At 47.3% G+C, this 23888-nt stretch carries 25 protein-coding genes and 1 riboswitch; of the genes, 16 read left to right on the top strand and 9 right to left on the bottom strand.

The window, feature by feature from the left end:
* Positions 1-53: 53 nt before the first annotated feature.
* Together Q4Q54_RS09615 and Q4Q54_RS09610 are read left to right on the top strand one after the other, a co-directional pair.
* Positions 54-743, top strand: a complete 690-nt coding sequence (locus Q4Q54_RS09615; RefSeq protein WP_311988320.1) for an MOSC domain-containing protein — start codon at positions 54-56, stop codon at positions 741-743.
* 309 nt (positions 744-1052) lie between these two features.
* Positions 1053-1409, top strand: a complete 357-nt coding sequence (locus Q4Q54_RS09610; RefSeq protein WP_006079751.1) for a DUF4870 domain-containing protein — start codon at positions 1053-1055, stop codon at positions 1407-1409.
* A gap of 75 nt (positions 1410-1484) precedes the next feature.
* On the opposite strand, the gene Q4Q54_RS09605 is transcribed toward Q4Q54_RS09610, so the two are convergent.
* Positions 1485-3401 (bottom strand): methyl-accepting chemotaxis protein, encoded by a 1917-nt coding sequence (locus Q4Q54_RS09605; RefSeq protein WP_311988319.1) that lies wholly within the window; start codon positions 3399-3401, stop codon positions 1485-1487.
* 348 nt (positions 3402-3749) lie between these two features.
* Positions 3750-5399 carry an electron transfer flavoprotein-ubiquinone oxidoreductase gene (locus tag Q4Q54_RS09600; protein WP_311988318.1) on the bottom strand — a complete coding sequence of 550 codons (1650 nt, stop codon included), beginning with the start codon at positions 5397-5399 and terminating at the stop codon, positions 3750-3752.
* A gap of 247 nt (positions 5400-5646) precedes the next feature.
* Positions 5647-5780, top strand: a riboswitch (molybdenum cofactor riboswitch).
* On the opposite strand from Q4Q54_RS09600, the gene moaA reads away from it, so the two are divergent.
* From moaA to Q4Q54_RS09545, 11 genes are all read left to right on the top strand, one after another.
* Positions 5768-6748, top strand: a complete 981-nt coding sequence (gene moaA / locus Q4Q54_RS09595; RefSeq protein ID WP_311988317.1) for a GTP 3',8-cyclase MoaA — start codon at positions 5768-5770, stop codon at positions 6746-6748. (Overlaps the previous riboswitch by 13 nt.)
* Positions 6749-6843: 95 nt before the next feature.
* Positions 6844-7320, top strand: coding sequence for a cyclic pyranopterin monophosphate synthase MoaC (gene moaC, locus Q4Q54_RS09590; protein WP_311988316.1), 477 nt, complete (start codon positions 6844-6846; stop codon positions 7318-7320).
* Positions 7321-7343: 23 nt separating this feature from the next.
* Positions 7344-7595 (top strand): molybdopterin synthase sulfur carrier subunit, encoded by a 252-nt coding sequence (gene moaD / locus Q4Q54_RS09585; protein ID WP_311988315.1) that lies wholly within the window; start codon positions 7344-7346, stop codon positions 7593-7595.
* Between the two features lies 1 nt (position 7596).
* Positions 7597-8115: a molybdopterin synthase catalytic subunit MoaE gene (gene moaE / locus Q4Q54_RS09580; RefSeq protein WP_311988314.1), complete on the top strand. Its 519-nt coding sequence runs from the start codon at positions 7597-7599 to the stop codon at positions 8113-8115.
* 27 nt (positions 8116-8142) lie between these two features.
* On the top strand, positions 8143-8943 hold the full coding sequence (modA, locus tag Q4Q54_RS09575) for a molybdate ABC transporter substrate-binding protein (protein WP_311988313.1): 801 nt from the start codon (positions 8143-8145) through the stop codon (positions 8941-8943).
* Positions 8944-8951: 8 nt separating this feature from the next.
* The gene (modB, locus tag Q4Q54_RS09570; protein ID WP_220591741.1) at positions 8952-9632 is read left to right on the top strand and encodes a molybdate ABC transporter permease subunit; all 681 of its coding nucleotides are present in this window, start codon (positions 8952-8954) and stop codon (positions 9630-9632) included.
* Complete coding sequence (locus tag Q4Q54_RS09565) at positions 9613-10725, top strand: ABC transporter ATP-binding protein (protein ID WP_311988312.1); 1113 nt, start codon at positions 9613-9615, stop codon at positions 10723-10725. Before modB ends, Q4Q54_RS09565 begins: the two co-directional genes overlap by 20 nt.
* Before the next feature lie 295 nt (positions 10726-11020).
* Entirely contained in the window at positions 11021-11542 is a 522-nt protein-coding gene (locus Q4Q54_RS09560; protein ID WP_011845542.1) for a hypothetical protein, read from the top strand.
* A gap of 60 nt (positions 11543-11602) precedes the next feature.
* On the top strand, positions 11603-12280 hold the full coding sequence (locus tag Q4Q54_RS09555) for a response regulator transcription factor (RefSeq protein ID WP_311988311.1): 678 nt from the start codon (positions 11603-11605) through the stop codon (positions 12278-12280).
* A gap of 49 nt (positions 12281-12329) precedes the next feature.
* A complete protein-coding gene (locus tag Q4Q54_RS09550; RefSeq protein WP_006079764.1) occupies positions 12330-13586 on the top strand; it encodes a HAMP domain-containing histidine kinase in 1257 nt (418 codons plus the stop codon).
* Between the two features lie 33 nt (positions 13587-13619).
* Positions 13620-14312, top strand: coding sequence for a TIGR01621 family pseudouridine synthase (locus Q4Q54_RS09545; RefSeq protein WP_311988310.1), 693 nt, complete (start codon positions 13620-13622; stop codon positions 14310-14312).
* 27 nt (positions 14313-14339) lie between these two features.
* On the opposite strand, the gene Q4Q54_RS09540 is transcribed toward Q4Q54_RS09545, so the two are convergent.
* Positions 14340-15509: a GGDEF domain-containing protein gene (locus Q4Q54_RS09540; protein WP_311988309.1), complete on the bottom strand. Its 1170-nt coding sequence runs from the start codon at positions 15507-15509 to the stop codon at positions 14340-14342.
* Positions 15510-15772: 263 nt separating this feature from the next.
* On the opposite strand from Q4Q54_RS09540, the gene Q4Q54_RS09535 reads away from it, so the two are divergent.
* Positions 15773-15940, top strand: coding sequence for a YqaE/Pmp3 family membrane protein (locus Q4Q54_RS09535; protein ID WP_006079767.1), 168 nt, complete (start codon positions 15773-15775; stop codon positions 15938-15940).
* 72 nt (positions 15941-16012) lie between these two features.
* Here the strand turns inward: Q4Q54_RS09535 and Q4Q54_RS09530 are convergent, their stop codons facing one another.
* The gene (locus Q4Q54_RS09530) at positions 16013-18187 is read right to left on the bottom strand and encodes a TonB-dependent receptor (protein ID WP_311988308.1); all 2175 of its coding nucleotides are present in this window, start codon (positions 18185-18187) and stop codon (positions 16013-16015) included.
* Between the two features lie 451 nt (positions 18188-18638).
* Here Q4Q54_RS09530 and Q4Q54_RS09525 point away from each other — a divergent pair, with 451 nt between their 5' ends.
* Positions 18639-18842 (top strand): DUF2986 domain-containing protein, encoded by a 204-nt coding sequence (locus Q4Q54_RS09525; RefSeq protein ID WP_220776888.1) that lies wholly within the window; start codon positions 18639-18641, stop codon positions 18840-18842.
* Here Q4Q54_RS09525 and Q4Q54_RS09520 read toward each other — a convergent pair.
* The 4 genes from Q4Q54_RS09520 to Q4Q54_RS09505 form a co-directional block, all read right to left on the bottom strand.
* A complete protein-coding gene (locus Q4Q54_RS09520; RefSeq protein WP_311988307.1) occupies positions 18837-18965 on the bottom strand; it encodes a hypothetical protein in 129 nt (42 codons plus the stop codon). The genes Q4Q54_RS09525 and Q4Q54_RS09520 overlap by 6 nt on opposite strands.
* Before the next feature lie 10 nt (positions 18966-18975).
* Positions 18976-19485 carry a M23 family metallopeptidase gene (locus Q4Q54_RS09515; RefSeq protein WP_311988306.1) on the bottom strand — a complete coding sequence of 170 codons (510 nt, stop codon included), beginning with the start codon at positions 19483-19485 and terminating at the stop codon, positions 18976-18978.
* A gap of 39 nt (positions 19486-19524) precedes the next feature.
* Positions 19525-20115, bottom strand: a complete 591-nt coding sequence (locus Q4Q54_RS09510; RefSeq protein WP_311988305.1) for a hypothetical protein — start codon at positions 20113-20115, stop codon at positions 19525-19527.
* A gap of 345 nt (positions 20116-20460) precedes the next feature.
* The gene (locus Q4Q54_RS09505; RefSeq protein ID WP_106648399.1) at positions 20461-21546 is read right to left on the bottom strand and encodes an MBL fold metallo-hydrolase; all 1086 of its coding nucleotides are present in this window, start codon (positions 21544-21546) and stop codon (positions 20461-20463) included.
* 167 nt (positions 21547-21713) lie between these two features.
* Between Q4Q54_RS09505 and Q4Q54_RS09500 the strand changes: the two genes are divergently transcribed.
* Positions 21714-22325, top strand: a complete 612-nt coding sequence (locus Q4Q54_RS09500) for a TetR/AcrR family transcriptional regulator (protein WP_311988304.1) — start codon at positions 21714-21716, stop codon at positions 22323-22325.
* A 67-nt stretch (positions 22326-22392) separates the two neighbouring features.
* Here the strand turns inward: Q4Q54_RS09500 and Q4Q54_RS09495 are convergent, their stop codons facing one another.
* Positions 22393-23736, bottom strand: coding sequence for an anaerobic C4-dicarboxylate transporter (locus Q4Q54_RS09495; RefSeq protein ID WP_311988303.1), 1344 nt, complete (start codon positions 23734-23736; stop codon positions 22393-22395).
* Positions 23737-23888: the final 152 nt, after the last annotated feature.

Genomic DNA, 23888 nt, shown 5'->3' with positions numbered 1-23888 from the left:
GCGGTTTACACTCTGGCGGTAATGCGAGATGGGTTATGGATTGGGGGTTACAGATGTCAACGTTGTTGATCAATAAGTTATCTGGGTTGTATTTAGGGACGCATCTGCAGGAAATGGCAGGTGTCGCCACAGGTATTGATGGCAAGCAAGCTGCTCAACAACTGCTAGTGCATGTCAGCCATGTTGAAGGGGATGCACAGGCCGATCCTAAACACCATGGCGGACTCGATCGCGTGTTACATCATTTTCCCCGCGAGCATTACGGCCAATATCGTCGTTGGGATTTAATCACTCAACTCGAAGATGCGCCCAGTATGGGGGAGAACATCAGTACCGTTGGGCTGAACGAAACCCAAGTTAATATTGGTGATATCTTACAAATTGGCGCCGTAACAGTGCAGGTCACTCAGCCGCGTTCACCTTGCTTTAAGTTGAATCTGCAATTTGGGCACAAAGAATTTGCCCTCGCCATGCAGCAGAGCCAGTTATGTGGTTGGTTTTATCGAGTATTAACGCCTGGGATTATTCAGTTAAACGATAAGATTGAATTGGTTGAGCGCCGTACGGACATCAGTGTCGCCGAGGCTATGGCACTCTATTTTTCCCCTACCTTTAATACCAGCGGCTATGATCGTTTAGCTTGCTGCGAGGGATTAGCGCAGAGTTGGGTGAATAGCCTACAACGGCGCTTAGCATCACAGACAGTGGAAGATTGGCAAATGCGCTTATACCAATCGTATTAAATATCTGTTCATTCAGCGGGAGTTCAACGCGCTTTAGACAAGGCGAAGGCTTGAAGGCATAGTGGTGCTCTGTCTAAAGCCTTGAACGCAGTATAAAGCGCATTGAAACCCGCCCTTCGGGAGCCTCACAGGCATCCCACTCCCGTGTTGCATTGCCTTAAAAGGGAATAACCATTTCTGCGTCAATGCGCCTTGGATTGAGATGCCTGTGAGGCTCTGAACTGATTAGATATTTAATGTGATTGGTATTATGTGGGCCGAGCGGTAAATAAGTATTTATATTCATAATGATAAAACAGGGATGACCTTATGATTGAACCCGTTACAAAAAGTGATAAAGATTTTGGCTTACTGGTATACGCCTCAAGCTTTGTTGGATACCTAGTGCCGCTGGGCTCGATTCTTGGTCCTTTGATTATCTGGCTGATGAAGCGCGAAGAGTCCGCATTTGTCGATCAATGTGGCCGTAGTTGTTTGAACTTTAAATTGAGCCTGCTGATTTATGTAATCATCAGTGGCGTACTCGCTTTGGTCGGGATAGGTTTTATCTTTTTAGCCATACTCGGCATATTCGATTTGGTGTGCACTGTGCTGGCGATTATTAAAGCCAGTGAGGGTAAGGTATATAAATATCCATTAACGATTAAATTTATTGCTATGGATTAATCGCCTCATTGAATTAAAGAAAAACGCCTTAGATGTTTCCATCTAAGGCGTTTTTTATGGTGTAAGTTTAAGGTTTTACACCTTAAACTTGGCCACTAAGGTATCTAAGCGGTGTGACAGTTGATTCAAGGCTAAACTCGCCTGTGCTGCCGCTTGTGCAGTATTGGCTGTACGCTGAGTAATATCGTTGATTTCTGTGACGTTACGGTTGATGTCCTCCACAACTGTGGATTGTTCTTCCGTTGCCGCAGCAACTTGGATGTTCATGTCGCTGATAAGACCAATGCGATCGCTAATACCAATCAACGATTTGCTGGCTTCATCGACGGCCACAACACCTTCATGGGAGCGAGTACGACTCTGGGCCATCGCATTCACTGCGCGGCTGGCTTCCGATTGCAACTTGTCGATCATGCCTTGCACTTCATTGGTCGATGCTGCGGTACGTGATGCTAAGTTACGTACTTCATCGGCGACGACAGCAAAACCGCGTCCAGCTTCACCGGCACGTGCCGCTTCAATTGCCGCGTTGAGGGCTAACAAGTTGGTCTGTTCAGAGATAGCGCGGATCACATCTAAAATCCCACCAATGGATTTAGTGTGGGTCGCGAGGGACTCAATCACTTCACCCACTTGGCCAACGTCTTTTGACAATTGGTTAATGGTATCGCGGGCACGGGTTACCACAACTTGGCCACTGCTGGCTTCAGTGTCTGCATCTCTTGCAGCAACCGCAGCTTGAGCGGCATTACTGGCAATTTCGTTAACCGTCGCGCCCATTTCATTAATGGCTGTTACCACCATCATAGTGCGATCTTTCTGCTCGTGGCTGTCTTCTAAGGTTTGCTGTGCCTGATTCGACACATCCTTAGCGGAGAAACCGAGCTGTTCGCTGGTTTGCGCCACTTCGATGACCGAATCTTGGATCTTGCTGATAAAGCTGTTAAATCCCTTAGCGAGTTGCGCAATCTCATCTTCACCATTGACAGGTAAGCGTTGGCGTAAGTCACCTTCACCTTCGCCTATGTCGCGGAACATAGCGGCAACTTGGGCGATGGGACGACTCACAGAACCTGCAACAACGATAGCGAGGACGATAAAGCCCGCTGCAATCAACAGTGTCCAGATTAAGATCTGATAAGCCGCTTCGGTTAATAGCGCAAACACTTCGGCTTCTGGCACTTGTGCCACTAAGTACCAATCCATAGACGCGATATAACTACTGGCAACCAGCATGTTTTCGCCATTGATTTTGGTATTGATCAGATTGAAATCACCGCGGTTTAGTAAGGCGCTTGAGTTCGCATCTTTGTATAAGTTGCTTAGGTTGCTCTTACCAATTTGGCTCGTATCTGGGTGGAGTTTCACTTCACCCTTAGCATCCACTAAGTAAACAAATCCTGTTTCTTCAATCTTAAATGAACTCAGTAAACGCACCATATCATCGAGTGATTTAGCGAGCCCGACTAAGCCGCGACCATTGGGTTGTTGGTAGTTGATAAAGAGTTTGACTTCGCCGTTGGCCTCAGTGAATACGTTCAACATACGTTCTTGGCCACTGTCGCGGTAACCAAAAAACCAGCCATCCTGCGCAGGGGTGAGCACGCGCAAAAATCCATCTTGAGTATAATAGGCGGCAGTTTGTCTGTCGGCGTAGGAGGCTTGCGCTAGTTTATATTGACGCGTGATATCTTTTAGTTGGGCAACCACTTGGGGTTCTTGGGCCTGTGGTCTGCCGTCTTCGAGCCATTGCAGTAACATGCGGCTGCTGGCCAATTGCTCTGCAGCATTCATTAAAGTGGAGATGTCGAGATCGATCTTATTGCGGATCTGCATCATCAAACTCGGCAGTTCCGAACCTAACATCCGTTGTTGTACGACATTTTTAGCGCTACGTTGGCTTAATACGCCGACGAGTATGGTCGACAGCAGTACTGCAAATGTCACTGTTAGCAGAATTTTCTGCTTAATGGTGAGGTTATTAAATATCATAAATATCAATATGCCTGTGTTGGACTGTTTTGCGTTATCGCTCAACGCACTCTTGTACGGTAAAAGATTATCGGACAGGAATGTGAAAAGTTAACCTTAGTCTAGGCCGAATGCTGAATAAAACAGCGTATAAAACATTTATTTGGCCTAACCCGTTGGTCTTGCAGTAGATCTAATTATGTAGAGTATAGATGGAAATGGGATGGTGATTGAAAACGAACTCTTTTTTGTGTGGCAATTGTGGCCAATGTCGTAGATAAGGGCAAGCAAAAAAAGTGAGATGTTTGTGTCAAAGATGAAAAAAAGGCGCTCCACTGAGCGCCGCTATTAACAATTGTTGGCAACCAATTACATGTTGGGGTAGTTAGGACCACCACCGCCTTCAGGCGTAACCCAAGTGATGTTTTGACTAGGATCTTTAATGTCGCAGGTTTTGCAGTGAATGCAGTTTTGCGCATTGATCACAAACTTAGGCTGACCCGCCTCTTCGACGATTTCATACACACCGGCAGGGCAATAACGTTGTGCTGGCTCATTAAACTGAGTCAGGTTAATACCCAGTGGAATGCTGCTGTCTTTAAGACGTAAATGGCAGGGCTGATCTTCTTCATGATAAGTGCTCGACAGATACACAGAGGACAGTTTGTCGAAACTGAGTTTGCCATCGGGTTTTGGGTAATCAATCTTGCTGTAAGCGCTCACGGAGGCCATTTGCGCATAGTCTGGGTGTTCATCACGCAGTGTGATAGGGAACTTTCCGCCAAACCAGTTTTGATCTATGTAATTGAAGGCGCCACCTAAATAGGTGCCAAACTTATGCATCGCAGGGCCAAAGTTGCGCGATTTATGCAGTTCTTCATGCAGCCAGCTTTCTTCGATATGAGTTTGGTAACAGTCGAGATCTTTACCGCCTTCAACACCCGCCATCATGGCTTTGCCTAAGGTTTCTGCCGCAACGATACCGCTCTTCATCGCAGTGTGAGTGCCTTTGATTTTCGCGAAATTCAAAGTCCCAGCGTTACAGCCGATGATCAGGCCGCCGGGGAAGCTCATCTTAGGAAGCGAGTTCAAGCCGCCTTTAGTAATCGCACGGGCGCCGTAACTGAGGCGTTCGCCGCCGGTTAAATACTTTGCAATCACAGGATGAGTTTTATAGCGCTGGAATTCGTCAAATGGACTCAGATGCGGATTCTTGTAGTTCAAATCGATAATGAGGCCGACAGCAATCTGGTTGTCTTCCATGTGATACAGAAAGCCGCCACCCGATGCGCCCTCGGTTAATGGCCAGCCACCAGTGTGCACCACTTTGCCTTGCTCGTGTTGCTCGGCGGGGACTTTCCAAATTTCTTTGAAGCCTAAGCCGTAATGCTGGGGTGTTTTACCATTATCTAAATGGTATTTTTCGATCAGTTGCTTGCCTAAGTGGCCGCGGCAACCCTCTGAGAAAACAGTATATTTAGCGTGCAGTTCCATACCGGGCATAAAGCTGTCTTTAGGCTCACCATCGGCGCCCACGCCCATATCGCCAATCAAAATACCTTTAACGCTGTTATCGGCATTAAATAGCAATTCACTGGCGGCAAAGCCGGGGAATATTTCGACACCGAGTTCTTCGGCGCGATTAGCAAGCCAGCGGGACAGATTACCGACACTGATAATAAAATTGCCGTCGTTGTGCATGGTTTTTGGCACAAAGGCATTAGGCATCACTCGGCCGTCGGTGGCTGAGCTGAGTAGGTAGATTTCGTCGTGGGTGACAGCGGTTTTCACTGGAGCGTCTTTCTCGCGCCAGTCGCTGAATAGCTCGTCTAGCACTTTTGGCTCGAACACTGCGCCTGACAGAATATGCGCGCCCACTTCTGAGCCTTTTTCGACCACACAGACGGTAATTTCTTTACCTGAATCCTGTGATATTTGCATTATTCGACACGCGGTGGCCAAGCCTGCTGGACCTGCGCCGACGATAACAACATCGAATTCCATTGATTCGCGTTCCATCAGTTCACCTCTTCCTTCACGTTTCCCCGATTTTTATCGAGTGTTGTAGTTTGTAAACGGGCGTTTTATTGCTTGTACCACCTTACCTGAAAATAAGATAAGGTCACAGTGGATTAAGCGGCTGTTTAGTCTAATTCAGTACAAATCTTTAGGTGAGGACTGTCACAGATTATTCACGCTAGCGTGATCTAGGTTAATAAATACCTGTTTAGGGGTATAGCTAGTGAGTACTTTCGGCCTATAATCACCGGTGACGGTTCTCCGAGCTTGCCTACCTAAGTCGAAAGATATGGAGGTGTAGCCGTGGTAATAATGCCACCGGGGTGGGATAAGAAATGCTCTCACCTCCCACACTTGGAAAGGTGATCATGTCTCAATTACAAGACAGCTTTGGTCGAAAATTTCACTATTTGCGGATGTCAGTCACTGACGTTTGTAACTTCAAATGCAGTTATTGCCTCCCCGACGGTTATCATCCTGACGGCAAGCCAAAATTCTTATCTCTCAATGAGATAGAAAACTTAGTCTCTGCATTTAGCCAAGTCGGCACCCAAAAAATCCGCATAACAGGCGGCGAACCCACCCTGCGTAAAGACTTTACCGACATCATCCGTGTCGTCGCCGATAACCCGCGCATTCACACCATAGCGACAACCACTAATGGCTATAGACTCGAAAAGCATGCCAAAGAATGGTTCGATGCGGGCTTGCGCCGTATCAATGTGTCTGTGGATAGTTTAGATCCTAAAATGTTTTACCAAATCACTGGCGAGAATAAATTCGACGAAGTGATGCGGGGGATCGATGCTGCCTTGTCGGCGGGTTTTGAGCGCGTAAAAATCAATGCCGTCCTACTTAAAGGCCTAAACGATAAAGATTTACCGCGCTTTTTGCATTGGATTAAAAACACGCCAATCGATTTACGTTTCATCGAGTTAATGGAAACTGGCCTAGGCCGTGAGTATTTTGAAACACATCATCTAGCGGGCGCTGACATTAAAGCGCAGTTGCTGGCGGATGGTTGGCAATTAGATACGCCGAGCGCCGATGATGGTCCAGCGCAAAACTTTAGCCGCAGTGATTATCAAGGTCGCATTGGTTTGATCATGCCTTACGCCAATAATTTTTGTGCTACCTGTAACCGTTTACGGGTATCTGCTAAGGGTAAGTTACACTTGTGCCTCTTTACCGAATCCGGTGTCGATTTGCGTGATCTGCTGCAGCATTCTAGCCAACAAGCGGAATTAATTGAGCGTTTGCACGGTCAATTAGCCCAGAAGAAAGCCACCCATTACTTGCATCAAGGCATTACTGGTGTCACTCAGCATCTCGCCTCTATTGGTGGCTAGCCCGTATTTAGGTTCTTCATCAGCGCCGATTTAGCGCGAGTATAAGCACAATTTCCCTTGTACCCTGTTTTGACCTCAATTAAAGGATCGCTCCAATGAGCAATGTATTTACCCATATTAATGCCGATGGCAACGCCCATATGGTCGATGTCACTGAAAAAGTTGTTACCGAGCGCGAAGCCCGTGCAGAAGCTTTTATCGAGATGGCAAGCACGACACTTGAGATGATCATGAGCGGCAGCCACCACAAGGGTGATGTGTTTGCCACTGCACGTATTGCGGGTATTCAAGCCGCGAAAAAAACCTCAGATCTTATCCCTTTATGCCATCCACTGATGTTGACTAAGGTTGAAGTCGATTTAGAGGCGCAGCCCGAACATAACCGCGTGCGTATCACCAGTCTGTGTAAATTATCCGGCAAAACAGGTGTTGAGATGGAAGCCTTAACTGCGGCCTCAGTGGCAGCATTAACTATCTACGATATGTGCAAAGCCGTGCAAAAAGATATGGTGATCTCCCAAATTCGTTTGCTAGAAAAACGCGGCGGCAAGTCGGGACATTTTAAGGTTTAGCGGATCAAAAACGAGAGAAGACTATGATTAACGTGTTTTTTTTTGCTCAAGTTCGAGAATTATTGGGCATAGCTAAATTAAGCTTAGAGGCGAGCGAGCAGACACAAACCGCCGAAGCGTTACGTGCGACGCTGGCGGCTACCGATGATAAATGGGCCAAAGTCTTAACCTCAGACAAATTGCTGGTGGCGGTAAATCAGACCATCAGTCAATGGGATACGCCTGTAAACGATGGTGATGAAGTCGCCTTTTTCCCACCCGTTACCGGAGGTTAATATGCGTTTATTACCCGCAGTTCGAGTGCAAGAAGTCGATTTTAGTGTGACCGACGAATATCGGCAGTTAGCTCAAGATGATAGCGATGGTGCCGTAGTCACTTTCGTCGGTAAAGTGCGTGATTTTAATGATGGCGCCGCGGTGACTGACTTAACCTTAGAGCACTATCCGGGCATGACAGAAGCCGTGCTAGAGCAAATCGTTGTCGAGGCGCGCAGTCGCTGGCCACTGAACAAGGTCACTGTGATTCACCGCGTGGGCACTATGGCCTTAGGTGAGCAAATTGTGTTTATCGGGGTAACCAGCGCCCATCGCAAAGCCGCCTTCGCGGCCTGTGAATTCTTAATCGACTTCCTAAAAACCAAAGCGCCATTCTGGAAATTAGAAGCGGGCGAGCAAGGTAAAAGTTGGGTTGAGGCGAAAGATGCCGATGAACAAGCTGCCAAACTGTGGCAACACAAAGATTTAGTTACAGCAAAAATACGCGCAGTGGCAAGGCAGCTTGCTAGCTCTACATGAACGCGAACACGGCACTGAGGTGACCCAATGCAGAGTTTGACCCGTTTCTTCCACTCCCTTGGTTTTGCATTACTGTTTTGCTTAGCCGTCGTACCATCGACCAGTCGCGCAGCGGATAATACTCCGATTCCTGCCATCGCCGCGGCGGCTAATATCAAGTTTGCCTTGGATGACATTGTTAAAAACTTCACCGCAGAAACGGGTCTCAAAGTACGGGTTTCCTATGGTTCATCGGGGAATTTTGTCGCGCAAATTCAACACGGTGCGCCGTTCGAAATGCTGCTGAGCGCCGATGAGCGTTATATTGCAGAGCTAAATAAAGTCGGTTTTACCCAAGGCGAGGGCGTGCAGTATGCCGTCGGCCGTTTAGCCTTAGTCGCCCCTAAAAATTCACCGCTCGCACTAGATATCGAGCTCAATGGCCTAAAAGCATTACTGGCTGCGGGCCAATTAGAGCGTTTTGCGATCGCCAATCCTGACCATGCTCCCTACGGCGAACGCGCCCGTGAGTTATTGAAAAAACTCGGGTTATGGGATGAGCTGCAAACTAAGTTGATCTTAGGCGAAAACGCCTCCCAAGCGGCGCAGTTTGCGATCAGCGGCTCGACTCAAGGCGGAATTATTCCTTTATCACTGGCGATTGCGCCGCAGTTTCAAGCCCTCGGTCATTACTTAGCTTTACCCACAGATCTCCATGGTCCGCTGAATCAACGTATGGCGTTAATGCCTAAGGCGAGCTCAACCGCCGAGCGTTTCTACCAATATCTACAGTCAGACGCCGCCCGCGCCGTATTCACTCAATACGGTTTTGGTTTGCCGGTAAGTTAAGGATTCCAATGGATTGGCAGGCGCTGTGGTTATCGGTCAAACTCAGCAGCATCACAGTATTGGTGCTGATCCCCCTTGCGATACTCGCGGGGCGAGCTTTGGCCTACCGTCAATTTGTCGGCAAATCTTGGGTCGAGGCATTGATAATGGTGCCCTTAGTGCTACCGCCGACCGTGATTGGCTATTACTTGCTGGTGGGGCTCGGTAGTCAGAGTTGGCTCGGACAATGGATAGAGCAACTGACTGGCCAGCAGCTCGTGTTTCATTTTTCAGGTCTGGTTATTGCCTCCGTTTTAGTCAATATTCCCTTCGCTGTGCAGCCGATACAACGCGCATTCGAAGCTGTGCCGAATGATGTTCGCGACGCAGCGGCTTGTTGCGGCATGAGTCGACTTAAAATTTTACTTAAAATTGAATTGCCTATGGTGTGGCCGGGTGTGCTAACCGCGCTGGTGTTGTGTTTCTCCCATGTGCTCGGCGAGTTTGGCGTCGTGTTGATGATGGGCGGCAATATCGCTGGCGAGACTAAGACGATTTCGATTTCTATCTACGACAGCGTGCAAGCCTTCGATTTTAATGCCGCAGGCACTATGTCATTAGTGTTATTGCTATTTGCGGTAACGGCTTTGGCGCTGACTACCAGTTTGTCACGGCGTTTAGGAGGTCAGCGTGGCGCAAATCATCGCTGATCTGCAGTGTCAGATCCAAAACCATAAACACATTAAACTCAACGCTGATTTTCGCTGCAAGGCTGGCGAAGTGCTCGCTGTGGTGGGGCCGTCTGGCGGTGGCAAAACGACCTTACTACGGATGATCGCTGGGTTGAATCATCCCGATACGGGCCAAATCCATTTTGGCGAACGGCCTTGGTTTGATGATAAAGCGCGCATCGCCTTGAGCCCGCAGCAACGCCATATCGGTTATATGCCGCAGCATTTTGGCTTATTTCCGAATCTCACTGCCTTAGAGAATGTAGTCGCTGGACTTGACCATATCCCTAAATCGGAGCGCATTGTACGCGCTAAAGATTGGCTTGAGCGAGTCAACCTACAAGGCCTACCCGATAGATTGCCGGCGCATTTATCTGGCGGTCAGCGTCAGCGGGTTGCGCTTGCCCGTGCACTTGCCCGCGAACCTTCAGTGTTATTACTCGATGAGCCTTTTTCGGCAGTTGATCGGGAAACCCGCGAGCGTTTATATCTCGAATTGGCGCGCCTCAAAGAGCAGTTACTCTGCCCAGTGATCATGGTTACCCATGACTTAAATGAAGCTTTGTTGCTGGCTGATTCGATGATTTTGATCAGCCAAGGGAAGATGCTACAGCAGGGCGCACCTTTCGAAGTGTTGTCGCGGCCGCGCAATGAAGCTGTGGCGCGGCAGATGGGGCTAAGGAATATTTTCGACGGTGAAGTAGTGTTTCAAGACAGCACAAAAGACCTCACTTGGCTTAAGTTTGGCGAGCAGTTGATCGCCTGCGACTATGGCAAAGACCGCGCCGTTGGCAGCAAAGTGCGTTGGGTGATCCCCAACCAAGGCATTCGCTTTAACTCGATATCTAACGGACGTTTATGCCGCAGTTTTAATAAGTTAGATGTCACTATCGACGCTATGCTGGTGATGGGGGAATCTGTGCGGCTTATCTGCTATGTCACAGGTACTCAGTTACAATTTAACACCGAAGTCTCGCTGCATTTTGCCCAAAAGCTTGCACTCACGAAAGGAATGCAAACCACAGTGGCACTCAAATCCGAACAAATTCATATTTTGGAATCCCCCAGATGATCAAAGCTTAATCTTGTTTCCATCGGTGTTTCAGCTGGTATTAGGTAGACTTAACACATTAGCCACAAAATGATTGAGTGTTTGGCTTAAAAGCTAATAACTTAGGTGATGTTGAAAGGGAATTTTCGTTCCATTTATGACCCAACCTGAGTTAAGGCTAACGCAGTGTGATGCTATATCCAGTGGTAGATTATCGGAGATTGGCTTGGAATCGCGCACAGGGACAATAGGTCCCATCGACTTCTAACTGATTGTCTCATAAGATACAAACTTAGCTGATTTATATGGAGGAGCCATGAGACTATGGTTGCTAGGATTCATGTTGGTATCTGGCGTCGCAACTGCGACTCAGAGCATGTATTCGATGTTTGCGGGTGGAGACTATGTACCGCCGCTGAGCGTTATGCAGCAGATCGAAAAAGGGTTCTCCGGCGTGATTGCCGAATTTAATATGGAAGAGCAAGAGGGTGAATTAGTCTACCAATTTGAGTTGATTAATCCCTTGGCCAATTCTATAACGCGGTTTGAATATCGTGCCCGCGATGGTAAGTTGCTGAAACAAAAGGCGAGTAAAGTGAGCGCGGATGATCTCGGTGAGGTTGAGGCGACACGTTTGATCGCAGCAAAAGATCAAACATTTTCAGGCTTAATCGCTAAGGCCACTAAAGATCACAAAGCCTTCTTAACCGAGGCAAAGTTAGATCACGACTTAGGTATCAGTTATTTAGAGCTTAAGCTGCTGGACGATACGGGTAAGTTTAAATTGGCTTTTGATGTCGAAAATTTACGCCCGTTACCTTTACTCAAGTGGGATTGAAACATCTAAGTCAATCGAGTGCTCAAACGAGTATTTAGGATTGAGGAGCGCAACATACAGATGAAAATACTTTTAGTTGAAGATGATGCGACGACGATTGATTACATCGTCAAAGGATTTCTTGAGCAGGGCCACAATATCGAAACGGCGAGCGATGGCCACCAAGGTTTGTCACTCTCCACGAGTAGTCAGTACGATCTCGTGATCCTCGACCGCATGTTACCCCAGCTCGATGGCTTAAAATTATTGGCCGCCTTAAGGGCAACGGGCAATCAAACCCCAGTGCTGATTTTATCTGCCTTAGCGCACGTTGATGAGCGAGTGAAAGGCTTGCGCGCGGGCGGCGACGACTATATGACTAAGCCGTTTGCCTTCTCTGAGTTATTAGTACGCGCCGAAAAACTCATGCACCGTGGCCAATCTGTGCCTGTCACCACAGATCTCGTTGTCGGTGGCTTGAAGATGGAGTTACTGACCCGTAATGTGACCTTAGACGGGCAAGAGTTGATGCTGCAGCCGAAAGAGTTCCAGTTACTTAAGTATCTAATGGAACATGCGAATCAAGTGATTAGCCGCACCTTGTTGTTCGAAGCAGTGTGGGATTATCACTTCGACCCACGCACGAACGTTATCGATGTGCATATCGCAAAATTACGCCGTAAGTTTGAAGAGTTAGGCCATGGCGAGCTTATCGAAACCGTGAGGGGAGCGGGTTATCGCTTACGACAAAGGCATTAAGCCTTACCAAAGCAGCGCCTGGCGCATCACAATCGTCTTTTCGACCTTAGTGACGGTGATCATTGGGGCGCTGCTATTTGCCCTCTATCGACAGTTGATCATCGAGCAACAGTATCAAGTGACTCAATATTTAGAGTCAGAGACCCAACGTTATCAGCAACTTGCCCTAACGGTTGACCGCCGTAGTTTTGCCGCTCAAATCCGCGCCGCCGATCCACAAACCGCTCTGATCGCTTGGCGTAATAGCTACGATATGGTCGGTGCCTTGAGCTTTATGCCCGAAGGCATGCCCATGCTGCCGCAAACGCGGGATTTCCCCATCTTAACCGGTGGCCCAGATAAGCTGCATATTCTTACCGGCGGGTTGGTAATGACCCGCTACGGCCCAGTGTTGATTGCGACCCGTACCGATAACTTAGCGACGTTAATCGATAAGTTTATCAGCGCCGCCGCGACAGCCGTGATGCTTACGATAGTGTTGACCTTAGCGCTCGGCTATCTGTTTTCTAAGGCGATTTTACGTCGATTAGTGCAATACAACCGCTTGAGTGAACAGATTGAACGCGGCCACTATGACACCCGCTTGCCCTTGAGTTGGCGTCAGGATGAGTTTGATATGTTGGCGCTACAGTTTAATAATGTGCTGGATATCCTCGAAAATAACCTGATGGCAGTGCGCGGCGCGACCGATAATATCGCCCATGATTTACGTACTCCACTGTCGCATATCCGCATCGGTCTTGAAGAGTTGGCGAGTAAACCCAGCGATGAGATTAGCGAGGGTTGCGCGATTTTGACCGAGGAGCTCGACCATTGTTTAGCGACATTTGATGCCATGTTGTCACTCACGCGTATCGAAGAAGGTCAGCAGACGCTCGATTTGCAGGAGTTAAGCCTAGCGCAACTGTGTACCGATTTGTTGGACATGGCCGATGCCGTGGCAGAATCCAATGAGCAAACCTTGAGTTTGTCGCTGTTGGCTGACCATAAGGTTTTTGGTGATAAATACTTATTATTCCAAGCCTTATATAATCTTGTCGATAATGCGATGAAGTATTCTGGCCAAGGTGCGCGGATTGAGATTATTCAGTCAGGCCCTCAAATTCAGATCCGCGATAATGGCCCCGGTATTCCCGACGACAGTAAAGAAAGAGTGTTCGAACGCTTAGTGCGCCTCGACCCTAGCCGGCATTTACAGGGTACAGGTTTAGGATTATCTATGGTCAAAGCGATTCTCTCACGGCACAATGCCAAAATTAATCTCACGGATAATCATCCCGGCTTAGTGGTCACAATTAAGTTTTAAGTCGATGATCCGCATTACAGCGTCGAGAACCCCATGTATCGAATCATAGCCGATGAGGCTGATTTTATTGTTATTTCCAAATCAGCCAAAGTGCATTTCCACTGTCAGGATGGGACGGCAGGCGTGGTGGCGCAGGCTGAGCAAGATTTAGGGATTAAGCTTTTTGCCGTACATAGATTAGACACGCCCACCTCAGGTCTGTTGATTTTGGCCAAGAGCGCGGTCGCCGCCAAGCAATTTACTGAGCTATTTACCGCCCATAAAGTGCAGAAATATTACCTCGCCCTCGCGAAGGGCAAGCCGAAGAAGAAACAAGGCTGGGTGATTGGTGACATGGCAAAGTCGCGTCGTAGCATGTTTAAACTGCTGCGCACTAAAGAGAATCCTGCGATTACGCAGTTTTTCTCCTTGAGTGTCGGCGAGGGATTACGTTTATATTTGCTGAAACCTCACTCAGGTAAAACCCATCAATTAAGAGTCGCCTTGGCTAGTTTAGGCGTACCGATTTTAGGGGATGATTTATACGGCGGCATGGCGGCGGATCGTTGTTATCTGCATGCCTACTGTCTGCATTTTCGCTATGGTGATGAAGTGACTGGCTGGCGTGATTACGCGTATAGGGATTTGCCTACTCAAGGTGAGCATTTTGCCGCTGACGGTGTGACTGAAGCGCTGATTGAGTGGTCTGAACCCGATACTTTGGCTTGGCCGGCGAAAGGGGATTAATACTAGTCGCGTTATTTTTGCGTAAGCCTAGCAAGCTTGGCAAATACGGTCTCGACCTTCGGATTTGGCGCGGTACATGGCTTGGTCTGCTTGAATAAGTAGTTTGTCAGGCTGGCATCCTTGATAAATCGTGGCGTAACCTAAACTGGCATGAATGTTTATCGTAATGCCTTGCCAGATAATCGAATTTTCTTTAAGTACTTGATGTAATTTCTCGGCGACGGCTCTGGCTGCGGGGGCATCGGTCGCGGGTAAAATCACCAGAAACTCCTCACCACCGTGACGACATAGCGCATCATTTTCACGTAATACTGATCCAAACAGTCTCGCCGCCGTCAGCAGGGCGAGATCACCCGCATCGTGGCCGTATTGATCGTTAATCTCTTTAAAATGGTCAAGATCCAATAAAATCATACTGTAAGGCACATTATCCCTTAGCCAGCGTTGATGGATATTGTTGAGAAATTTATGCATAGCCCGGCGATTCCACAGGCCTGTGAGTTGATCCCGTTCCGCTAACATACGGATTTTGCTGACGAGCCGCGTCATGGCATTTCCTATCATCACGATATTGATTAATAGGGTTAGAAATACATAAAACCACAGTACAGGTATCGCTTCTTGGGTGTGCATGGCGATAAATATCGGGCTTTCTTCGGGAGACAACAGGGCGATGAAGATACGAATGGTAAAAATACCGACCATGGCGACTAAAGGCGTGACCATAGCGATGGCGACTCGGTTACCTGTATCGCGTTTGATGGCCTGATAGTTATCCCGCGTCAGCATGGTAAAAATCAGTGCGGCGCAGGCGGAGAAAGCAACGGCTAAGGTGCGTTCGGAGCTGAAGCTGGGGGGGACCGAGAGCATCACACCGGCTGTGATTGTTAAGAGAATAAGGTCAGATTTAACGCTGGGACTCAGTCTGAAGAGTGCCTTAGTGCCCCAGCGTAATAGGATGAATCCAAACAGAATCGCCATATCGGAGCAGAACCAAAAAAGGTAACTAGAGGCTTCGGAGCGTTGGCTGTTGAGTATGATGCCAAGGAGAACGAACAAGTTCGCCAGAGAAAAACGCATACTGGCTTGAGTCGCAATCGCTAAAGGTTTGGCAATGAGTCCCCATGCCACGGCTGCGGTGCTGGCCAGTAGGCAAATAAATTTGATGAGTAATAGGGCTTGGGGATCAAATATCATTCTTTTAGTTCATATTTTTCTTTAACTATAGATGCTTTTAGGCATTTTCGGTTGAAGTTTATAGGATATCTTAACCTGTATTTAACGGCATGAGGCGGGCTACATCTTCCTTTGAATTTATAGCGATATTAAGTGCTTTGGTTTAGAGAATCACTTGGAGTATTTATCATTCTGTAAGCTAAAAAGTTTGCAAATTCTGAGTCTTCCTGCGAAGTTAGACCTTGTTGATTTGCCTACCATCTCCGTTTTAAGGATGCCCTGTTATGGATACAAATAAATTACTCTTAGTCATTATTGCGATTCTATTGCCTCCTGTTGCTGTATTTTTGAAGGCAGGAGCGGGTAAAGATCTGTTGATAAACATAGTCTTGTGTTTACTGTTCTGGTTCCCCGGTTTATTACATGCACTCTGGGTCGTGACCAAGGCATAATTGGCTTTCTTCAGCACAATAAAAAAGCGCAATGTAATTGCGCTTTTTTATGCTTCAAAATGGGCCTTTCACTTAGAAAGGCAAGGTGTAGCCTATTGTCGCAGTACGTCCCATCCCTTTGAAATAACGATCATTTGTACCCATGGTTTGTGAGTAATAATTGAAATAATCCTTATTAAACAGGTTTTGCAGACCTAAGCTCAGGGTGCCAGTGTAAAGCGGCATAGAGAAGGAAGCATCGACTGTGGTATAGCCATCAAATTCTGCATACTTGTTACCCGCCGCATTTTTAAAGTCGCGGTCCATGTAGTAGTTGGCTTGAACGCGGGTCGACATGTCATTATCGAAGTTATGGGTCCAGAACAGGTTGATACGGTTGGGTGAAATATTCGCGCCATCGAGATCGGTATCGACTTGGTTATCACCATTTGAATCGTATTCGCCCTGCTGAATGGCGATGTTCATACCGAGATCATCATTGCTGGTGAGGTAGGCGGTGACATTGGCTTCGATCCCATCGATCACACTTTTTTCCCGCTTCACGTCGTAGAAACCATCACTATTTAAGGCTAAACGTGAACCAAAATCAGTGGCCGAACGATAATACGCAAACTTAGCGCTTAAGTATTTACCTTGGTAATCGGCGCCGACTTCGACGTTATCTGTGACGATCGGCGTGAGTGCCAATGAGTCATCTATGCTGGGATTGTCGCCGGGGAAGCTTTTACCATCACGCAGAATTCGGCCGATATCCGGCATACCAAAACCTTGGTTATAGCTGGTATAAACGCGAATGTCTGGGGTGATTTTGTAGGAGATACCGACATTGAATAAGGTTTCATCGAAGGTGGCTGAACCGCCTGCAATCTGCTTGTTGCCCGCACCCCATAGGGTTTTGTAGTCATCGACGCTCAACTCGGCATGCTCGTAACGAACACCGGTCGATAAGGTTAGATTTTCAATTAAATCATAATCTAACTGCAAGTATGGCGCGACGTTGTCATAGGTGCTTTCCGGAACCCACGAAAAACCCGTTTTCACTAAATCTTGCTCTGTGGTATCGCGGAAAAGGTCGATACCGTAGGCCGCATCAATCCCTGAACCCGCAATATCTTTAGCAATCAATGAGCTTTTTAAACCCCATTTAACTGAAGCATTACGCGATTGCTCGTAGTACAAGCTTTCGCCTTTACTGCCGACACCGCACTGGATCACTTGGTCGCTACCTTCGAAGGATGGATCGTAGAAACTGTCGAAACAGCCGCCACCATAAACCGCTTTAAAATCTTGATTAAAGAGTTGTAGGTTAAGTTGTTGGCCACCAATGTTGGCGTGGGTGTAAGTCAAACTGGTGGTGGTCACTTGATTGTTGGCCGCTTCCCATGGCTGAGTTTCTTTAACTGCGCCCGTGGGCACGCCATTGGGCTTGTCGCCTGCGACTGGCATCCAATCGCCATTGTTGTCTGCGGTGTAATGGTTAACCATTAGTTCAAGGCGCGACTCGTCGAAGTTGTGGCCAAGCTTAATGAAGAAGTCGGTGCTTTGGCTGTCCATCGACTCGCCTTGAGTCGTATCCACACCTACGACGTTATGGTTGGCATCATAATAGACGCCATTATTGCGGTAGCTAACCGAACCTATCATGTCGATAAATTCTGACTCGCCAGAAAACGCATAGCTGGCACCAAAGCTTAAACCGTTAGATTTCATCGAATCAGGAACTGTCACATCGAAACTGGCAACCTGTTCGCTGTCGCCCGTCGGTTTTTTAGTGATGTAATTGATGATGCCGCCTTGGGCACCAAGACCGTGCATTGCATTGGCACCGTGAATGATTTCGATACGCTCAATCATGGCTGGATCTATGGTTTGACCCGAGCGACCCCCACTGCGAAGTGGGTTTGATTGCGGTACGCCGTCGATCATGATCAGCGGCGGGCGACCACGCAGGGTTTCGCCTGTGTTACTCATCTTCTGACGGCTTGGCGAAAAGCTCGGGGCCAAGTTACCGATAATGGTCGACAAATCTTTAGTGGTGCGGAACTGTTCTTCTAACTGGGCGCGGTCAATGATAGTGACGGTATTAGGGATCGAGCTTGGGGATTTATCCATCCGACTCGCGGTGACAGTTATTCTTTCAATATCTTTGTTTTTATTCGTTCCCGCATCGGATGTTTCTTGTGCCACAGCGGATTGGGTGAGTGCCGCAAAGACGGCGAGAGCAACAAACGAGGTTTTGAACGTCATATAACTTCCTGCTAAGGGGTGGATTTGCTACACCGAATTCCTTGGCATTAGATTCTTCCGTTAAACAACATTGCAAATGATAGTGATTTTTATTCTGACGCGATTTTAGGGCAGGAATTACGGCTTGTCTAGTTGTGTATTCGCGGAAATTGCGCAATTTGGCGGCAGTATTCAAAAATTGCGACACAGCACTCGGTATCGAGATTTAACCTCAAGGGTTACCCAGTGCGAGTTCATACCGGTCAGCCCGCGCCTTACTTAGCGTTTGGCATAGCTTTCGCGATCTGATGGTTTGGGCGCAGGCTTGATGACTTGGGGCTTATTAACTGAGTTAGCGTTGGGCGTGGGTTTGATGGCCTGAGACGCTCTGACTTAGTGCTTTCGATTGTCTGGCGTGCAGCTGGAGGGCTATAATCGCGCCCCTTTATTACTAATTCGCATTGGTGCCCTGATGAACCGTAAAAAAAAGATAAACCAAACCTTGAAAAGCAAGGCGAAAAAGGCCAATGCCAAACTGCAATCGAGTAATAAACCTAAATATATTGCGAAGGCGGATAGGGAAGCATTAGCTGCAGGGGCCGGTATCGAGTCGCAGACTGTGGATGCTACGGCAGTTAACGCTGTGACTCTTGATACTGCATCTATTGAATCATAAGTATTCGTTGATTTCTTCGTATAATCTGACGGCTGTGCTGGTATTCATTGCGTCTGCCGACATGGCGAGTTGCTGAATCCTCAGTTGTGGTTGATATTGCCGAGAAGCTGCTATGTTACTCATCACCTAAGTCTTAGTGCGTTTCTAAGTAGCTGATGGGGTTTTGATAAAAGGCCTTTTTATATCCTTGGGTTGAAGTATCCATCAGCCAAGGTTTCGGCAATAAGCTCAAAATGGAATAATGCAAATGGGGCGGTTTACCTTGCGCATTACCCGTATCGCCGACTGTACCCAGTGTTTCACCTTGGTGGACCATTAATCCCGTGGTCGATTCAATTTGCGCTAAATGGGCAAAGTAATGAATTTGCCATTTAGGGCCTAGACCAACGACCACATTACCTCCTTTAAAGAAGTCGCCTCGATATAAGATCAACATAGGCGTTGGCGCAATCGCGGCGGTATTTTTGGCAGCGAAAATATCTATCCCCTTGTGCACGCCCGATGAACCCCAAGGTTCATACCAAAAGGTTTGGCTGTTCCAATCTTTACTGCTGGCGCCTTTTACCGGGATCACAGGTGACTCAGGGATCAAGTAACCGCCAAGTAGTAACGCCAGTGCTAATCCAACAGATGTTAATTTCATTTTTTATCCTGCATTAAGCCTTAGTGCTTCTTTCAAACCTTAATGGAAATCACTGAATTGCTGCCAATTTACTGGGTACTGTAAACGCTCAGCTGTTGAGAGTGATAACCAATAGGGTTGCCAAAAATAGTTGCACCAAAAATCGATATTACCTTGAAGACTGCCAAGGGAATCGGGATCGACATCGGGAAAGCTTTCCCAAGGGTGAGGTAAAGTCGATTTGAACGCAATTAGTTGTTCCAATAGCGCTTTGTCGTTGGTTATTAAACTGACGCAGATCCCCGCAAAATCGGCATATTGATTAAGCTGCAAGTTGGTTGTTTGGCTCCTATGGATTATCAGGCCATTAAAGTTGGCGGCATGTTCGGGCAATATCCCAAAACCTGCATTGCCGATTAACGTATCTAAGGTTTGCTTGCCTTCAAAGGTCAGTAAGCAGTGAACTTGATAGGCGTAGATATCAGTCTGCACAATTGATGTCACTAGCGGATAGGCTTGGTTTGTCGGCAAGTCGATGTCTGGCATTTGCGCGGGATGAAAAATGGCGGTTAAGTTATCCTGTTGCTCTAGTGGGCTGTTGCCATAAAAAGTGCGATGAAGTTGTTTCTTAAGCCAAGTGAGCACCGACATGAGCGCGACCTTTAGGGAAATGTTAAGTGATCATGGTGTATCCAAAGATTAAAATCACCAGTCTTGTTCCTGTGCCCGCTATTTTAATATGGTCAGTTAGAAGCATTAATACCATTAATTCAGTTGGGTATAAAAAATGACAAGGCAAGTGATCTTATGCCAAAAATCAAGCAGGCGTCTAGAATTTAGTGTTTGCAGGAGGAGGCTTAATACTGAAGTTGTAAGCTTTTGAGCGCCGACGAGTGAGACTCTGTTGAATGGTAATCCGCAGTGGCTCTCCTGTGTTGGAGAGCCAATGATTTAACGTTTTTTAGTGTATTAATAAAGCTCAGATAAGAGTACTGACTAGAGCTTATCTGAACTCATACGCGCTGGAATGATTTCAAACACGGTTCTGTCTTTGGGCAAATAGGTTTTCCACCAAGCGTGATTCAAAGCAGGGCTATGGGCTAAATCGCTTAGGTTGATGCCTTGACCAAATTCCGGCGTTAGCAGCGGCACGCAATAGGCTTTAGCGGCTACAGAGATTCGTTCCAATGGTTCGTACCAACTATGTAGCGCGAGATCGAAGCTGCTGTTATGTATCGGAATTAAGTGTCGTCCACGAAGATCTAAATGCGCCCGCAGTGATTGCTCTGGCTGCATGTGGATATCTGCCCACATCTCATCGTAGGCACCCGTTTCGATTAAGGTTAAATCGAAAGGCCCGAGTTTGTCGCCAATCGTTTTGAAGCCGCTGAAGTAACCAGAATCACCGCTGAAAAACAGTTTGATCTCAGGGGACTGAATAACCCAAGATGCCCACAGGGTTTGGTTTTTGTCCGAGATACCACGGCCCGAAAAGTGCTGTGCTGGCGTCGCGGTAAAACTCAGACCCGCATGTTGGGTTGCTTGCCACCAATCGAGCGCGACTATCTTGCTGGCAGGCACGCCCCACGCGAGCAAATGTTTATCCACACCCAGTGGCACGATAAATTTTTGCGTGCGCTCGGCGAGAGCTAAAATGCTGTGTTTATCTAAATGATCATAATGATCGTGGGACAAAATAATCCCTGCGAGCGCTGGAATATTATCGAGTTCGATTGGTAACTCGTGGAATCGTTTTGGCCCAAACATTTGGCTTGGCGAGGCGCGTTTCGAAAAAACAGGATCGGTTAACCAATATTGACCGTTGAGTTGCAACAGCACTGTCGAATGACTGATTTTATACAGCATAGGTGTTGCATCCGCAGTGGGGTTTAGCTGCATTTTTTGGATTGGCAGTGCTTGGTTTGGACTCTTATCAGGAATGCTTTCGGTCATGTAACGCCATAAAATAGAAAGTAAATTACCTTCACCACTGTGGGTATTGGGAGCTTCATTGCTGAATGTGTCACCCTTAACATGGGCCGAAGTCTTAGTATTTGCGTCAGTTTCTGTTTGAGTGGCCATGATAGAACTCCCGAGTAGTAGTAAGGTCAAGACAATCTTCAATCGCATTTATAATTGCATGTACAATATTAAAAAGTAAACTACACAGTGTAGTTTACATGTGGCGGTGTAAAAGTAAACTGGATAGTGTAAAATGTCGACAAATGATTTTTATGGCGTAGGAAAACATGGCAGACAACCCCATTAAATTGACAAACACTCAGCAGAAACGTGTGGCAATTCTGCGTGCCTCACGGGAAGAGTTTATGGTTAATGGCTTTATGGGGGCCAGTATGGACAGGATCGCCCAGCGGGCTAATGTTTCTAAACGTACTGTGTATAACCATTTTCCGAGTAAGGAAGTGCTGTTTGATACCACAACCACAGAGTTGTGGGCGCGAACGAAAGAGGCGGCGACCTTAGTTTACAATCCTGCGCAGAGTCTTGAAGATCAGTTGCAGCAAATTGCGCATCGATGCTGGGCTTTGTATCAGCAGCCTGAGTTTCTCGATGTGGCGCGGGTGGTGATGGCAGAGTTTATTCGCTCGCCTGTCCAAGCGACTGAAGCGATGGAGAAGCTTGCGAAGCAAGAAGGTGGACTCGAAGCTTGGCTTGCGGGAGCGGTAGAACACAAGGCGCTGAATATCGATGATATTGCAATGGCATCGACTCAGTTTTGGGGCATGTTTAAGGCGTTTGCATTCTGGCCTAAGCTGTTCTATATGAAAAATAATGATGATAATCAGCAAGCGATTATCGACGCCAATATTAAGATGTTTTTGGCTATGTATCGCGCTTAAATCTAGCGTTTAATCCTATTCAAAACAAAGGCCGCATCAGCGGCCTTTGTTATTTGTGAAATACAGCCTAGAGCAAGGCTGTCGCCAGCAGATAACCGATGATCGATGCGGTACCTACACCGATAAAACCTGGAATAATAAAGCTGTGGTTAATAATGAACTTACCTATTTTAGTTGTGCCTGAACGGTCAAAGCCGATACAGGCCAGATCGCTTGGATAAGTAGGGAGCACAAAATAACCGTAGCTTGCAGGAAGGAAAGCGATCAAGAGTTTTGGATCGACCCCCAAGGCGAGGCCCATAGGCGCAATGGCAGTCAGCGCCGCCGCTTGGCTATTAACAAGCTTAGAGATAAGAAACAGCACTAAGGCATAGGTCCAAGGCTGGCTTTGCACCACGTGGGAGAGGTTTTCCTTAAGCACATCCATATGGCTGATAAAGTACGTATCGCTCATCCAAGCCACGCCAAATACGGAGAAAATTGCCACCATGCCGGCTTTAAAAACTGGACCATTAGCAATCTCAGTCGGTTTGACTTTGCAGGTCATCAGAATAAAAGCCCCTGCAATTAACATCATCATCTGGATGACTAAGTTCATCGATAATAAGGTTGTTTTCCCTTTAACTTCAAATGCAGGGCGCAGTTCACTAAAAGAACCTAGTAGCACCACAGCAGCAATAGCCGCAAAGAAAATCCCCGTTGCCCAGTAAGCTTCCTTAGGAAAACGTTGATTAAGCAGGGTTTCGCTCTTGTCATAGATAAAGGCTTTTTGCACAGGATCTTGAATTCGTTCTTGAAATTCTTCGTCTTTATCTAAATCTTTACCGCGACGTAGACTCCAAAGCGCTGCAGCCATGACACCGCATAGCGATGCCGGTACTGATACCATTAAAATCTCGAGCAGATTATAGGCACGGCCCACACCTTGTTGCGATGCGAGAATCGACACCATAGACACAACCGCGACTGATACAGGCGAAGCACAAATTGCCATTTGTGAGGCGACGGATGCCACCGCCATTGGGCGTTCTGGGCGAATATTTTTCTTCAACGCGATATCGGAAATAATCGGGAACATAGTGTAAACCACATGGCCAGTACCGCACAAAAAGGTGAGTGTCCAAGTGGTTAGCGGCGCTAGAATGGTGATGTATTGTGGATGACGGCGCAGTAGGCGCTCGGCAAACTGCATCATCACATCTAATCCGCCCGCGGTTTGCAATACGGCCGCACAGCCGATCACCGCAAGAATCGTTAGCATAACTTGTACTGGCGGTTGTCCTGGCGCTAAACCGAAGACAAATATCAGTAAAAATAATCCAATACCACTTATCAGTCCGAGTCCCATACCACCATAGCGGGTACCCAGCAGCAAGCAGCCGAGTACGACAATAAATTCCATTAAAATCATTTTGATTTACCCCTGCGGAACCTGCCGCGCTATTTGTATTAGGGCTATCTGTATTTGGCGTTATTTTGCGAGGCGATTGATTTTGATAACTTGCGCTGGAGCAAGGTGTAAATAAAAAGTGGCATTAGAATTTTCATAAATTTGAACTAGCG

It is taken from the genome of Shewanella sp. SP2S2-4 (assembly GCF_031932025.1).
GTDB lineage: Bacteria > Pseudomonadota > Gammaproteobacteria > Enterobacterales > Shewanellaceae > Shewanella > Shewanella baltica.
Note: the sequence above shows the minus strand (reverse complement) of the source record. Positions and strands in the feature narration are given on the sequence as shown.